Raw genomic sequence first — 13,409 nt, 5'->3', positions numbered from 1 at the left:
TTGTGAGGGTAGGTGCGGAATATTTTCGTGCGGTAAATGGCCTGGCGTAATGCTGCACGCGAGGTAGTGGTCGGGGTGCGCTCAACCGAGAAGGGTGATACCGAGGGAGAAATTGGTGTGCTTGACGGAATGGTTCATGAGGCCCAACTCCAGCAGGCCGACGTTCTCCAGTGCCCGCGCCATGGGCAGCTCCCCGATGTCCCAGGGGCGCAGCCCCAAGCTCTCGACGAACACTGAAACGCGTGCCTTCGCCTGCGCGTCGTCGCCTGCGATGAACACGTCCAGAGGGCGGCCCTCGGCCGGTCCGGCCGCCAGAACGTGGGAGAACACAGTGTTGAACGCCTTGACGACATGGGCGTCGTCCGGAGCCGCCTTGGCGATCTCCTGTGCGCCGGAACTGTCGGCGGGGACGACGAAGCCCTGCAGGTCGGGGGTGACGGGGTTGGTGATGTCGACGATGACCTTGCCGCGCAGTGCGTCCCCGTACTCGCTCACCACCGCCGCCGCGCCGGCGTACGGAGTGGCGAGGAGAACGATGTCCCCGGCCGGGGCGGCCCCGGCCGTCCCGACTGTGGCGCCGGCGACCGTGGCGGCCAGCTCCTTGGCCTTGGCCGGGTCGCGGCCGATGATCTCGACGGCGTTCCCGCCGGCGAGCGCCCGGCCGGCCACAGCGCGGGCCATGTTTCCCAGTCCGACAATACTGATGCTACTCATCGGTGTTCCTGCTTTCCGGGCTTGGACCCTGCTGTCAAATTCTGATGTCGAATTCTCGGAGTGAATTGGACTTGGCGCCCTCAAGCACCTGCTTTCAGGCTGCCATCGGGAGTGAATGGTGTCCAAGACCTCTTGAAGCTGTGGTGATACCCTGAAGGCATCACCAACTGGGAGACGCCGTGGATCTGGATATGCGCAAACTGCGTTATTTCGTCACCGTGGCCAACCTGCTGCATTTCGGCCGCGCAGCCGATGAGCTCCATATCGCGCAGCCGGTGCTCAGCGGCAGATCCGCGCGCTGGAGCAGGATCTCGGCGTCTCGCTGTTCACCAGGGATCGCCACGGTGTGGAGCTGACGGACGCGGGCCGGCAACTTCTGGCCGATGCCGGTCCGCTGCTCGTCTCCACCCACGCGGTCCGCCGCCGAGCATCCGCGGCCGCCCGCAGCAACCGGCGGCTGATGGTCGGATTCCGGGCCGGCATCGCGGTCACCCCGGCTTCGCGGGCGTTCGAGGCCCTGCACCCGGATGTGGTCGTGGACGTACAGCGGATCGAAGGGGACAACCAGGCCGCGATGCTGCTCGACGGCCGCATCGACGTCGCCTATGTGCGGCTGCCCATCGAGGAGGCGGGCCTGCGCGTCACCCCGCTGTACGCGGAGCCCCGGGTGGCGGTACTGCCCGCTGGACACCGGTTTGCCGGTAAGAAGGAGGTCAGCGAGGCCGACCTGGCCGGCGAACCGCTGGTCTGGCCCGGTGACCCGAGCACGCAGCCCACCAAGCGCCCGCACCCTGACGCCGGGTACCCGGTGCGCGGGGTGGACGAGACGCTCGAGCATGTCGGGGCCGGGCGGGGCATCTCCTTCCTGGCCCGTTCGGCGTCCGTGTTCTACTCGCATCCCGACGTCGTCTACGTGCCCATCCCGGAACTGGCGCCTGAACAGGTGTGCCTCGCGGTGGCGGCATCGCACACCTCGCCGGTAGTGGATGACTTCGTCACGGCGGCTCGGTCGACGGCCGAGACCACGTCAGAGTGCGGCAACTATGAGATGTGGCAGCTCGGCGGAGATGCCGTCACAAGGCCGGCTTGAGCAGTTCGCCACTGACCCCGTAGACCGGCGGCGCGGCGGCGCCCTGGACCGAGGCGACGACCTTGAACTCCCGCAACCTTCGAAGGTCGCCCTTCGCTCAGACGGATCCTGCTGCGGCCGCGATGCGCCACGTCAACTCGACACTTCCTCCCGCTGTCGGTCGTCGCCGACCGTGGCGGGGATGGCGTTGTCGATGAGGACGGTGGCGACGGCGGCGGCGGTGGGGAAGGCGTCGGCGTTGAGGACCCGGGTGCGGGCCGCGGCACCGTCGATGAGCAACGCGAGCTGCTCGCCGAGCTGTTCAGGGTCGGCGGCGCCGGCTTCGCGGGCGGTGTCGGCGAGCCGTGTGGCGACGGCTTTCTTGTAGTCGCGCGCGTACTGGGACGCGGGGTGCTCGGGGTCGTGGAGTTCGACGGCGGCCGCGATGTAGGGGCACAGCGGGGTCGTGGGGGAGACGTCGAAGGCGGCGAGAAGACGTTCGCGGGGCGTGAGGTCGGGGCGGTCGAACACGCCGGACAGAACTGAGGGATCGAACCGGCGCAGGTGCTCGGCGACGAGTTCGTCCTTGCCGCCGAAGTGCTGGTAGGCGGTGCGCTTGGACACCTCGGCCGCCGCGCAGAGCTGGTCCATGCCGGTGCGGTTGATGCCTTGCTCGCGGAACAGCTGCTGGGCCGCGCCGAGGATGCGCTCGCGGGCGCCCCGGCCGCGGCGCCGGCCCGTGGGGCCCTTCTCCAACTCCGTCATGGCCCCATCGTACCCCCCGTCGGGTAACGAGCGGTGTACATAGTTGCGTCCCGGCTGCCCGCCCCATACCGTAAGCACACAGGGCGGTGTACTTAACGTCGCCGCCCAGGTGCACATGGCACCACCGACCCAGGGAGCGACTATGGGAAAGCTCGACGGCAAGGTCGCGGTCATCACCGGCGGCACCACCGGCATGGGACTGGCCGGCGCGAAGCTGTTCGTCGACGAGGGCGCGCACGTCTTCATCACCGGCCGCCGCCAGGACGCCCTGGACGAGGCCGTGAAGCAGATCGGCCGCAACGTCACCGGCGTCCAGGGCGACGCCGCCGACCTGGACGACCTGGACCGCCTGTACGACACCGTCAAGCGGGAAAAGGGAAGCCTTGACGTGCTGTGGGCCAGCGCCGGAGGGGGCGAGCCCGCCCCGCTCGGTGAGATCACCGAGGCCCACTTCGACACCGCGTTCTACCTCAACGCCCGCGGCACCTTGTTCACCGTCCAGAAGGCCCTACCGCTTTTCAATGACGGCGGCTCCATCCTGATGACCGGCTCCAACGCCTCTCTCGGCGCCTTCCCCGGCTGGAGCGTCTACGCCGGCAGCAAGGCCGTCCAGCAGGCCTGGGCCCGCGTCTGGCTCAACGAGCTAAAGGACCGCCGCATCCGCGTCAACGTCCTGACCCCCGGTCAGGTCGCCACCGCCATGCAGGAAGAGCTCTTCGACGAGGCCACCAAGCGCCAGTTCGAGTCCCTCATTCCCCGCGGCCAGATGGGCCACCCCGACGAGATCGCCACCGCCGCGCTCTTCCTCGCCTCCGACGACTCCAGCTACGTCAACGGCATGGAACTGGTCGCCGACGGCGGCACCACCGCCATCTGAACCGAACGACCCTCAATTAGGGCAGGACATCTCATGAGCAACATCAGCATCATCGGCACCGGGAACATGGCCCGCACCATCGGCACGCGGGCGATAGCGGGCGGCAACACCGTCGAGGTCATGGGCCGCGACCAGTCCAAGGCCGCCGACCTGGCCAAGGCACTCGGCGGCGGCGCCACGACGGGAGAATGGGGCACCGCCCCGGCCGGGGACATCGTCATCGTGGCCCTGTTGTACGACGGTGTCGTGCCGGCCGTCACTCAGTACGGGGACGCTCTCGCGGGCAAGGTCATCGTCGACATCAGCAATCCCTTCAACTCGACGTTCGACGGCCTGGCCCACCGCGAGGAGACCTCGATCGCGCAGGAAGTCGCCAAGGTGGCCCCGGCAAGCGCCGGCGTGGTGAAGGCGTTCAACACCGTCTTCCGCCATGTCCTGGAGAAGGGTCGGCCGGACGTCTTCATCGCCGGCGACGATGCGCAGGCCAAGGCGAGTGTGGAGGCGTTCATCGAGACCCTCGGGCTGCGCCCGCTGGACGTCGGCGCCCTGAAAATGGCGCACTGGCTGGAGGGGGCGGGCGTGGTCACGGTGGGCCTCGCCAACCACGGGGTGGGGAACTTGGACTTCGCCCTCAGCGTCACCGAACTTTCCGTCTGAGTTGACGGCAGCGAGGCCCGAGAGGATCACCCTGTTCGGCCTCGCTGTCCGTTCGGGCTTGATAGATGAGCACGGAATGATTCGCCCCCGACCGCGTGTACCGGGCGACGAGTCGACGCAAAACGAACCAGATCTACCAATAGTGGCTGGACTTGGGGAAAAAGCGGCTCTCGGGTCGTAAGCCTCCGTTGACAAGTGAAACGGATTCCACCGAAGGTAAAGTTAGGGCATGTTCATGTAAAGAAAGGTGAATCGGTTCGGTCGGGAGAAGGAGTTTGTTAATCTTCAAACAGTGCCACAGTCGATGAGCTCCAGAGTGCACTCATGACCCGCCGATTTTCCTGTGTCGAACCGCGGACGTCACGGGAGTTGAGAGCTCCGCGGCAGGCCTTTCCGGGAGCGCTCTTTGATACGCCGCCGTCGCCGTGACGCGCCTCGATCGATCCCGATGTACTCAGTCGATCCGGGCGTCATCAATATCAGCATCCGGGAATTAGTCGCCCTCATAGGTGTTCTTGATCATGCCTATACTCAAATCGCCGAGTTGAGTGAATTCGACGACGAGGTGATGGCCCAGTCAAGCGGAGTTGCTCTCATACCATTACTGTATGCACGAGCCGGATTGGCCTTGACGGAAGGTGCTGACGGAATCCCTTTGCTCGCCGCCGAGGTTGGCTTGCTTGAAGCCGCAGTGATCAACCTCGAGTCGTATGAGGGGAATGAGGTGGTGTTGGTCGCTGGGTATGAGCTTTTGGACGCATTTGCCAATCGCCCGAAAAGCCCTCGTGCTCTCCGCCGCGTGCACGGAATTCTGACCTTCGATGGTGGGGCGGGTACTCGGTCAGTGGGTCAGTCACTCCTTCCGTCGGACTGAGCCGTGCTTTGGAAGGTGCTGGTCTCCCGAGTGGGACGTCCGGAGACATCGCGGGCGGCCAGCCCTTCGTAGATGGCTTGACCGATACTGTGTGATCATGCCCACTGGTCCACGCTGGCTGGATGCCGAGGAGCGGCGAGCCTGGCTCGCCTACGTCGAGTTCTCCACTCATCTGTCCGACTACTTGAACCGCCAGCTGCGGCGCGACGCTGGTCTGACGCACGCCGACTACATCCTTCTTGCCCACCTGTCCTCGCTCCCGGACCAGGCTCTGACCATGTCGGAGCTGGCCGAGCGCCTGAGGATCACCCGTAGTCGGCTCACGCACGCGGTGACCCGCCTTCAGCAAGCCGGCTACGTGGATCGGCGCGACGACCCCGCGAACCGGCGCAATCAGCTCGCCGTGCTCACCGACGGAGGACGTCGGCTGCTGGAGCGGGTGGCTCCCGGGCATGTCGAGGCGGTACGGCATGCGATCTTCGACGCGTTGACGCCTGATCAGGTCCGGCAGTTCGCGGAGATCGGCGAAGCGATCAACGCCGCACTCCAGCACGTGGACGCGGCTCAGGACGAGGAAGAGACGCTGCCCTGGCGTCGGCGGTAGGAACGGCTCGACAAGCCGGCGGCCCTAGGGGCGGTCGTCGGAGTCGCCCATCTTGTACAGGCCAGTGGGTCGAGGTGGCGCCGTAGCGGAACGGTTTCGCGCCACATTGGGCAGCGGCGGTTTTCGGCCGTCCCTGAGATCCGCCGAAGTCCTTGTCCGCCCGTCCGGCTTCGCAGGCACGGTCGGCCTCGGGTGACGGGGACCGCCCTCGCCAGGGCCCGTACGGGGAACGGGCGGTCGACGGTCACTGGTCGTCACGGCGCGAGAAGTCCGTGGATTGGTGTCTTATGCGCCCTTCTTCGCTCGGTCGCTCGCCTCCGCCCTCGCCCGACGGGGCGTCGTAGGCGGCGGATTGACTCCGGTGCGGCTCGCCCCCGCGTACGCGTCGTGTTCCGCCGCACCGGTTAGGGGCACTTGGTTCGTTGGCCGCGGGGAGCCGGCTGACGGAATGGGACAGCCGTTGACAGGGGGTGGGGAAGATGGTTCGTACGCTTGTGGTGCACGACGAGAAACTTCTGAGTTCGGCACTGGTGGAGCTGCTGAGATCCGACGACACGCTGGACGTGTCGTCGCTGTGTCCCGACGCCGACGGTCCGGAGCGCGAAGCGCTGTGCGCCGACGTCTGTGTCGTGGACGGCGAGTGTCTGAGGGGACCGGACAAGGGGTGTGGTGAGCGTCTGCGGATCCGGTGCGGGGACCGGCTCGTCGTCCTGACGACGGCCAAGAGACCGGGGGTGCTGCGCCGGGCGTTCGACGAGGGTGCCCTCGGACTGGTCGACAAGAACGCCCCGGCGCATCGGCTGATCACGGCGGTGCACACGGTCGCCAGGGGCGAGCGCTTCCTGGACGAGTCGCTCACCGTAGCTCTGCTGAAGGGCTCGGAGATGCCGCTGACCACCAGGGAACTGGGCGTGCTGGCCCTGGCGTCCCAGGGGGCGCCGATCGCCGAGATCGCGGCGGGCCTGCACCTGTCCCGCGGAACGGTCCGCAACTACATGGCCACGGCGATCCGGAAGGTGGGCGCCCGCAACCGGGTCGACGCGATCCGCATCGTCCAGAACGCCGGCTGGACGTGACGCGGCCTTGGCCGTGATCTCGACACCGCTTGGTTCGGGCCTCACCGCTGTTGAGGCGCGCCTGCCTGCCAGTGGCCCGTCAGGTCGCGATAGAGAGGCGAACCGTCCAGCAGTTCGTCGTGCGTGCCACACACCGCGTGTACGCCGTCCAGCACCAGGATCCGATCGGCGCGGACCGCCGAGGACAGCCGGTGCGCCACCACGAGCAGCGTTCCGGGCCTTGCCGCGAGAGCCCTCTCCGCGCGGGCCTCCGACGCCGGGTCGAGGTGGCAGGTGGCCTCGTCCAGCAGGAGCAAGGGGGCGAGGGACAGATACGCGCGGGCCAGCGTGATCAACTGCCGCTCACCAGGCGACAGTTCGGCGGGTCGCACCGTGCCGTCAAGACCGCCCAGACGCTCGACCAGCAACTCCAGACCGATGATCCGGACGGCGGCTTCGAGTTCGTCCCGCCCCACGTCCGCGCGCAGATACGCGAGGTTGTCGCCCACGGTGCCGGAGAACACGTAGGCCTCCTGCGGGACGAGCACCCGTAGTGCGGAGAGTTCCGTGGCGGCGCGTCCCGTCACCACGCGTCCGGCCACGCGTACTTCGCCGCGGCTCGGCGCGAGTGTGCCCGAGACGAGGCGGGTGAGGGTCGACTTGCCGATGCCGCTCGGACCGACCACGGCAAGGTGTTCCCCCGGGGCGACGCGCAAGTCGAGCGCGTCGAGCACCGGTTCGGCGTGGACACCGTACGAGAAGGTGACGGATCGCAGTTCCACCGCGGGGGCCGCGGGCGCGGGCATGGACAGCGGGCGCGCCACATCGGCCGCCGGTCGTGCAGCGGTGCCGCGACCGTCAACGTCGTCGGTGGTGCCGGTTGGCGAAGTGCCTTTCGGCGGGCCCGTGTCTCTCGGAGGCATGTCCGGTACCGGGCCCAGGACCCGGTCGAGGACGACCAGTAGGCGGGCCCCGGCCGCGCTCAGTGCGGTCATCAGTGTGTGCAGGGCGGGCAGCAGGGACTGTACGAGGTAGGTGAACGCCCCCAGCAGGGCGCCCGTGCTCACTCCTCGCCCGCGCAGCCAGGGCACCGCCATCAGCAGGGTGAGTACGGGCAGGTTGGCCGCGACACCGAGGGCCGCCGTGCGTACGGTCGCCCAGCCGGCGAGGGTCCGGGCCTGCGCGGCGGCGTCCGCGACCAGGTCCGCGCCGCGCTGTTCGGCGTCGGGGCCGGTCCCGCACGCGGTGAGGTCGCGCAGCGCCGCGCGGGACCGTGCCGCGTGGTCGCCCAGGGCCTCGTCGGCCGCCAGGGCGCGGCGTTGGGCCGCTGCCATGGGCCGCAGCGTGCACAGGAAGAGCGCGAGGCCGACCGTCAGGGGCGGCAGGACCACCACGAGCAGGGCGGGGTGCAGGGACAGCAGGCCGAGCAGGGCGCCGACGGCGGTGAAGACGAAGGAGCGAAGGGTGAGCACGAGGCCGGCGAAGCTGTCGCGGGCGATCTCGACCTGGTTCGTCAGCCGTGAGACGGCCGCTCGGTCGGTTCCTCCTGGGCCGCCCCGGGCCGCCTGGGTCATCGAGCGGTCGACCGCATGCCGCACCAGCCCGTCGCGCAGCGGCTCCGTCAACCCGGCGAGCTGTGTGAACACCCCTCGGACGACCGGGGCGCCGGACAGTACGCCGGCCAGAGCGATCGCCAGCCACAGCAGCCCCCGGCGCGGGTCACCGGCGAGGAACCCCTCGTCGACGGAACGGGCGACCCCGTAGCCCACCAGGAACGCCTGCCCCGACTCTGCCAGCGACCAGAGCGCGAGCCGCGCGAGCACACCTTTGCGGCGGGCGAGGAAGTGACGTGCGTGCGGCGCGAGTCGGCTCAGCGCACCGGTTCCGTCCTCTCGGTGCCTGTCGGCGTCCGAGCCCCGCACGCCGCGGTACCCGGCGGATGTCACGGCGGCACCTCCGCGGGTTCGTGACGGCGTACGGGCCCTGCGCCCGGTGTCACGGTGTGCGCCTCGGTTTCGTAGGCGCCGAAGACCGCCCGGTAGTCGGCCGTGTGCCACAGTTCGCGGTGCGTTCCGACGGCGCGCACCCGCCCCTCATCCAGCCAGAGCACCAGGTCCGCCCGGTCGGCGACCGAGGGACGGTGTGCGACCACGAGCCGGGTGCCCCGCCGCACCGAGCGGCGCAGGGCAAAGTTCACCTCGTGCTCCGTGGCGGTGTCCAGACTGGACGTGGCGTCGTCCATGACCAGCAACCGCCCGGCGTGCGCGAACGCCCGCGCCAGTCCGAGGCGTTGGTGTTCCCCGCCCGAGAGCGGCGCCTCCGGCAGCGGGGTGTCGTAACCGTGCGGCAACCGGCGTACGAATCTGTCGGCGCCCGCCGCGCGGGCCGCTTGCCGTACCTCCTGTGGGGCCGGCTGCCGGGGCCCGGTGGCGACCGCTTCGGCGATTGTGCCCTCGCCGAGGACCGGGCGTTCGAAGGCGTAGGCCACTTCGGTGCGCAGGGCCTCGCGTGTGAGTCGGTCGAGTGGGACGCCGTCCAGCAGTACGTGTCCCTCGTCCGGGTCGATCAGCCGTCCCGCGACGGCCGCCAGGACGGACTTGCCCGCCCCGCTGCGGCCGACCACCGCGACCGTGCTGCCGCCCGGCACCCGCAGGCGTTCGGCACACAGCACCTGCCTGCCGTCCCGCACCACGCGCACATCGCGCAGTTCGAGTTGGCCGGGGCCGTTCGGAGGCAGCCGTCGCGATCCGTGGACCAGGGGGGGCATCTTCTCCAGTTCCAGGGTCCGGTGCCGTGCCTCGCGGGCTCGTACGAGTGCGCCGAGCAGCGTCGCGGCACCGCCGACGCCGGCCGTGAGCTGCGCGTACCGGCAGGCGGCGAGCAGGTCGCCCACGCTCAGGTCGCCGGCCGCGAGTCGCAGGCCGCCGACGGCGGTGGCGGCGAGGGTCAGCAGCGGGACCAGGACATTGCTCCTGCCGAGGGCCCGTCCGTGCAGGGCCCACATGTGCCGGCCCTGGGCGGCCAGTTCCGTCAACGGCGCGAGGATGCGGGCGCGTTCGCGGTCGCCGGTCCCCGCGGCGGTGATCGTGGCCGCGCCCTCCAGGGCCTCCAGCAGCCGCGTCGCGATCAGGGACTGCGTCCTTTGGTACGCGGCGACCGAGGTGCCGGTGTCGCGGGCGAAGGACCGCAGCAGCAGCGCCAGCGCGGGCAGACCGGTCAACACGCAGGCGGCCACCCACACGTCGACGAAGGCCAGTGCCACGAGCGCGCCCAAGGGTGTGATCAAGGAGGCTCCCAGCGCCGCGCGGGCAGCCGGGGCGCCGCCGGCGTCCGCGGCGTTGAGAGTCAGTCGGGTTCCGACGTCCCCCGGCGGGTGGGGTCGGACGCTGTCGGGTACGGCGCGCAGCATTCCGAGCAGGGCACGGGAGCGTATGGACGCCGTCCATACGGCGTTGCAGCGGCCGGCGAACAGCGCGGTCAGACTGTCCAGCAGCAGTTCGCCTATGAGCAGCCCGGCGCTCAGCGGGAGCCATCGGCCCGCGTCGCCGTCACGCAGCAGCAGGTCCAACGTGCGGCCGAGTACGAGGGGTTGGGCCACCGTCGCCGCGGCCGCGGCGATCGAGCACAGCAGCACCATCGCTTCCAGTGTGTGTCCGGGCGCCGAACCGGCGGTCCTCTCCCGCGTCTTGGGAGTCCGCCCTCCGCAGGGCCTGCTCGTTCGCACCAGGGCTCACCTCCGTCCGTCCACTGGGGGACACCGGGCGCCGACTCGGCGGATTCGGCAGCCCGCCCGGACGTGGTGACCGCGTGGGCAGGCTTCGGCGCCCCGGGAGTTCACCCGGGGCGCCTGAGCCCGGCGACATGGCTCACCACGTCACCGTGGTCGGCAACTCCGGCGTCAGTTACAGGTGGTGACGCTCAGGCTGCTGTCGCCACAGAGCAGGAGGCTCGCGCGGCTACCGCTCTCGACGTCGCCCATGGCCTCTTCCTTGGGGGTCTCCATGGACTGCAGGTCGAAAAGGTTCATGACATTTCCTCTCGTGGGGGAGTGGATGTGTTTCTTCACGACCCCTGGTGGGGCCGAGTCTGAGGGCCGCCGCTGGGGCGCAGTGGCGGCAGGAACGGCAGGCCGGCGGGCGTGTCGCCGAGGACGGAGGCGACAGCCAGGAGGCATCCGGCCGTTCCGGTGGAGAGGTCCATGGACAGGCGCATCATCTGCTCACCGGGAAAGGCGAGTCGGTCCTTGTAGGACATGGCGTGCCAGGACAGGGCGTCGAGTTGGCGCCGGACGGCCTCCGGGCCCGTGCCGGGTGCGGTGGCCGTGGTGCGGCCGAGGTACAGCACCATGCCGGCCACACCGCGGTAGAGGCCGGGCTGGGCGTAGAACATCGCCTGGGCCGCGGCCACGATCTCCTTCCTGGCCCGCGCGAACTCCACGTCCTCGCGGTGTGCCAGGTAGTCGTCGAGCACCATGCCGATGCCCACGCTGCCGGCGCCGAGGTAGGGCATGGTGCGCCATCCCTCGTCGACCTGCAGCGCGCCGCCCGCGCCGCGGACACAGCGGGCGAGGTCCTGCCGCAGTGAGTCGCGGGCGAGGTCAAGGAGGGCATGGTCAGCGGTGCGTTCGTAGAGCCGGAGGAAGAGGAGTGCGCGTCCTGCGGCGCCGTGCAGCAGCCCCGCGCGAGGGCGGGCGGGTTCGGTGCGGCCGCCCGGCAGGCCGGCGGCGGTGAGATCGGCGCAGCGCAGAGCTGCGGTGTGCAGCGCGGTCTCTCCGGTGGTGGCGGCCAGCGAGTCCAGGGCGAGGCCCAGGCCGGCGGTGCCGCTGTGCAGGTCCGGGGCGAGATGCTCGAAGGGCTGGTCGAGAAGCAGCTCGGTGAGGTCGAGGGCGCGGTCGCGGTGGCCGAGGCGGTCCAGCGTCCAGGCGATTCCGGCGAGTCCGTCGTGGAAGCCGAGCGGCATTCCCGAGGGCGGTTGCTTGGTCCGCTCCAGCAGCCACTGCTCACCCTCCTCGTCCCGTCCCGCCCCGCTCTCGGCCAGGGCGTACAGCACTCCCGCCGCGCCGTGGCCGAAGGCCAGTCCGCCGCCGGCCGTGGCGAACTGCGCGATGTCACCGGGGAAGAGGCGGTCCGTGCGGGTGGGTGTCGCGGAGGCGCGGACGGCCTCGGCCATGGAGTCCCTGCTGCGTGGCCAGTCGTCCGGCCGGACCGGAGCCACGGGCCCGGACGGCCGTTGCGTCGAGGGGGCGCCGTCGACGCGCGTGATCTCCTCGACCGCCGCGTCCAGGAACGCCCGGTCCACCGGGAACCGATCCGCCACCACGTCGGCGAGGTGAGCCGCCTTGCGCCGGTCGACGGCCAGCAGACTCGTCAGCGGGAGGAACAGCGCGAGCCGCAGACACGCCAGCGCGTACCGGTCCACCGCCACGCCCCGCCGGTCGGAAGGCGCCACGAACCCCGGGTTGGCCACGGTCTGACGTCCAGGTTCCTCGACGTGGTGGGCCGCCTCGAAGTCCAGGAGGGCGACGCTGTCGTCGTCCCGGATCATGATGTTGAACAGGTGCAGGTCGTTGAAGACCACGCCTCGGGCGTGCACGTCCTCGACGGCGCGCTCCACGCGTGCGTGGACGTCGAGGGCCCAGGCGGTGTACTCGGCCAGTGTCCGCTCACTCGGGTCGGCCTCGATGAGCGGGTGCCGGCGGGCGAAGAAGGTGTTGAGCGGCTTGCCGTCGATGTACTCCAGGACGAGGAAATGGTGTTCCCCGATCGTGCGGTGGTCGAGCACCTCGGGCGTGCAGTCGAGTCCCGACAACCGTTCCAGCGCCCGGCGTTCACGGTGCAGCCGGGTCACGGCGTCGGCGCCGTCGGCCGCCAGCCCGGCGTGCGGACGGGCCTCCTTGAGGACGACCTGGTCCCCGGTGTGGTTGTCCCGGGCGAGGTAGACGCCACCGCCGTTGGAGAAGTGCAGTGCCGACTCGATGGTGTAGGGGAGATCGGCCACGGTCACCGCGGAACGGGCGTCGAGATGCGGACGCAGGAAGGCAGGCAGGCTCACCCAGTCCGGCACGCGGAAGACGGGGCCCCGCACGTCCGGCACCAGTACGCCGTCAGGACCGGTCACGGCGGGCCGTAACTCCCCGTCCGCGTCGTAGCAGTTGCGGCGGGTGAAGCCGCCGTAACGGACGTGGACGGGGCCGTCGCCGACTCTCAGGTCGCTCAGGATGTGCGGTCCGGGTTCACCGGCCAGCAGGTCGGACAACTCGCTCACGAGCCGTTCCAACTCCGCCTCGTCCGCCGGGTACACGGTGATGAACTTGCCGCTGCCGGCCCGGTCCGCGTACTTGGCGTTGCGCTGATGCAGCAGGTAGCGACTGGGCACGAACTTGAAGGCCGTGCCGCCGTCGACGCAGTGCCGCCACACGCGGTCGAGCACGGACTCCGCGTTGTCGAGGCAGGCGGAGACGTGGATCTTCCAGCCCTGAAGGGGGAGTTCGGCGTCGACCGGGCGCAGAGCGAGCCAGTCCCCGCTCTCGTTGCGCTGCCATCCTTCCGGTACGGGTGAGGATGCCGCGGCGTACCGGGAGCGCCCGGCCCCGGTACGGGAGGACGTACGGTGCGGAGCGTCGTAAAAGTACGGGTCCGCATCGCAGTACACGGCATAACCCTTGTTCATGCCTTCTCCCTCGCACCGGTTGCTGACGAGAACGACGCTGTCACGCGGGCAACCGCCCTGCACAGTTACCGCTGTCACCACTCCGATGTGCGAAACGCACGGGTAACTTCGCGCGGTCGAGAGCA

The 13,409-nt window shown here is 69.7% G+C and carries 11 protein-coding genes and 1 pseudogene; 6 read left to right on the top strand and 6 right to left on the bottom strand.

Features of this window, described 5'->3' with window-relative positions; translation table 11 throughout:
• Positions 1-81: 81 nt before the first annotated feature.
• Positions 82-714 (bottom strand): NADPH-dependent F420 reductase, encoded by a 633-nt coding sequence (locus ACIQI8_RS00375; protein ID WP_402342697.1) that lies wholly within the window; start codon positions 712-714, stop codon positions 82-84.
• A gap of 179 nt (positions 715-893) precedes the next feature.
• Between ACIQI8_RS00375 and ACIQI8_RS00370 the strand changes: the two are divergent.
• A pseudogene (locus ACIQI8_RS00370) lies at positions 894-1,804 on the top strand (LysR family transcriptional regulator).
• 132 nt (positions 1,805-1,936) lie between these two features.
• On the opposite strand, the gene ACIQI8_RS00365 reads toward ACIQI8_RS00370, so the two are convergent.
• Complete coding sequence (locus tag ACIQI8_RS00365; RefSeq protein WP_402342694.1) at positions 1,937-2,548, bottom strand: TetR/AcrR family transcriptional regulator; 612 nt, start codon at positions 2,546-2,548, stop codon at positions 1,937-1,939.
• A 142-nt stretch (positions 2,549-2,690) separates the two neighbouring features.
• Here ACIQI8_RS00365 and ACIQI8_RS00360 point away from each other — a divergent pair, with 142 nt between their 5' ends.
• The 5 genes from ACIQI8_RS00360 (at position 2,691) to ACIQI8_RS00340 (ending at position 6,636) form a co-directional block, all read left to right on the top strand.
• Positions 2,691-3,425 (top strand): SDR family NAD(P)-dependent oxidoreductase, encoded by a 735-nt coding sequence (locus ACIQI8_RS00360; RefSeq protein ID WP_402342691.1) that lies wholly within the window; start codon positions 2,691-2,693, stop codon positions 3,423-3,425.
• A gap of 33 nt (positions 3,426-3,458) precedes the next feature.
• Complete coding sequence (locus ACIQI8_RS00355; RefSeq protein WP_402342688.1) at positions 3,459-4,082, top strand: NADPH-dependent F420 reductase; 624 nt, start codon at positions 3,459-3,461, stop codon at positions 4,080-4,082.
• A 448-nt stretch (positions 4,083-4,530) separates the two neighbouring features.
• The gene (locus ACIQI8_RS00350; RefSeq protein WP_402342685.1) at positions 4,531-4,956 is read left to right on the top strand and encodes a hypothetical protein; all 426 of its coding nucleotides are present in this window, start codon (positions 4,531-4,533) and stop codon (positions 4,954-4,956) included.
• A gap of 97 nt (positions 4,957-5,053) precedes the next feature.
• Complete coding sequence (locus ACIQI8_RS00345; protein WP_402342682.1) at positions 5,054-5,560, top strand: MarR family winged helix-turn-helix transcriptional regulator; 507 nt, start codon at positions 5,054-5,056, stop codon at positions 5,558-5,560.
• Between the two features lie 470 nt (positions 5,561-6,030).
• Entirely contained in the window at positions 6,031-6,636 is a 606-nt protein-coding gene (locus tag ACIQI8_RS00340) for a LuxR C-terminal-related transcriptional regulator (RefSeq protein WP_402342679.1), read from the top strand.
• A gap of 41 nt (positions 6,637-6,677) precedes the next feature.
• Here the strand turns inward: ACIQI8_RS00340 and ACIQI8_RS00335 are convergent, their stop codons facing one another.
• The 4 genes from ACIQI8_RS00335 to lanKC form a co-directional block, all read right to left on the bottom strand.
• On the bottom strand, positions 6,678-8,537 hold the full coding sequence (locus tag ACIQI8_RS00335) for an ATP-binding cassette domain-containing protein (RefSeq protein ID WP_402346593.1): 1,860 nt from the start codon (positions 8,535-8,537) through the stop codon (positions 6,678-6,680).
• Between the two features lie 20 nt (positions 8,538-8,557).
• Entirely contained in the window at positions 8,558-10,252 is a 1,695-nt protein-coding gene (locus ACIQI8_RS00330; protein ID WP_402342676.1) for an ABC transporter ATP-binding protein, read from the bottom strand.
• A 261-nt stretch (positions 10,253-10,513) separates the two neighbouring features.
• Positions 10,514-10,642, bottom strand: coding sequence for a SapB/AmfS family lanthipeptide (locus ACIQI8_RS00325; protein ID WP_149551904.1), 129 nt, complete (start codon positions 10,640-10,642; stop codon positions 10,514-10,516).
• 35 nt (positions 10,643-10,677) lie between these two features.
• Positions 10,678-13,284: a class III lanthionine synthetase LanKC gene (gene lanKC, locus ACIQI8_RS00320; protein WP_402342672.1), complete on the bottom strand. Its 2,607-nt coding sequence runs from the start codon at positions 13,282-13,284 to the stop codon at positions 10,678-10,680.
• Positions 13,285-13,409 lie beyond the last annotated feature (125 nt).

This window comes from Streptomyces sp. NPDC092369, from assembly GCF_044755245.1.
In the GTDB taxonomy this organism is placed as follows: domain Bacteria; phylum Actinomycetota; class Actinomycetes; order Streptomycetales; family Streptomycetaceae; genus Streptomyces.
Note: the sequence above shows the minus strand (reverse complement) of the source record. Positions and strands in the feature narration are given on the sequence as shown.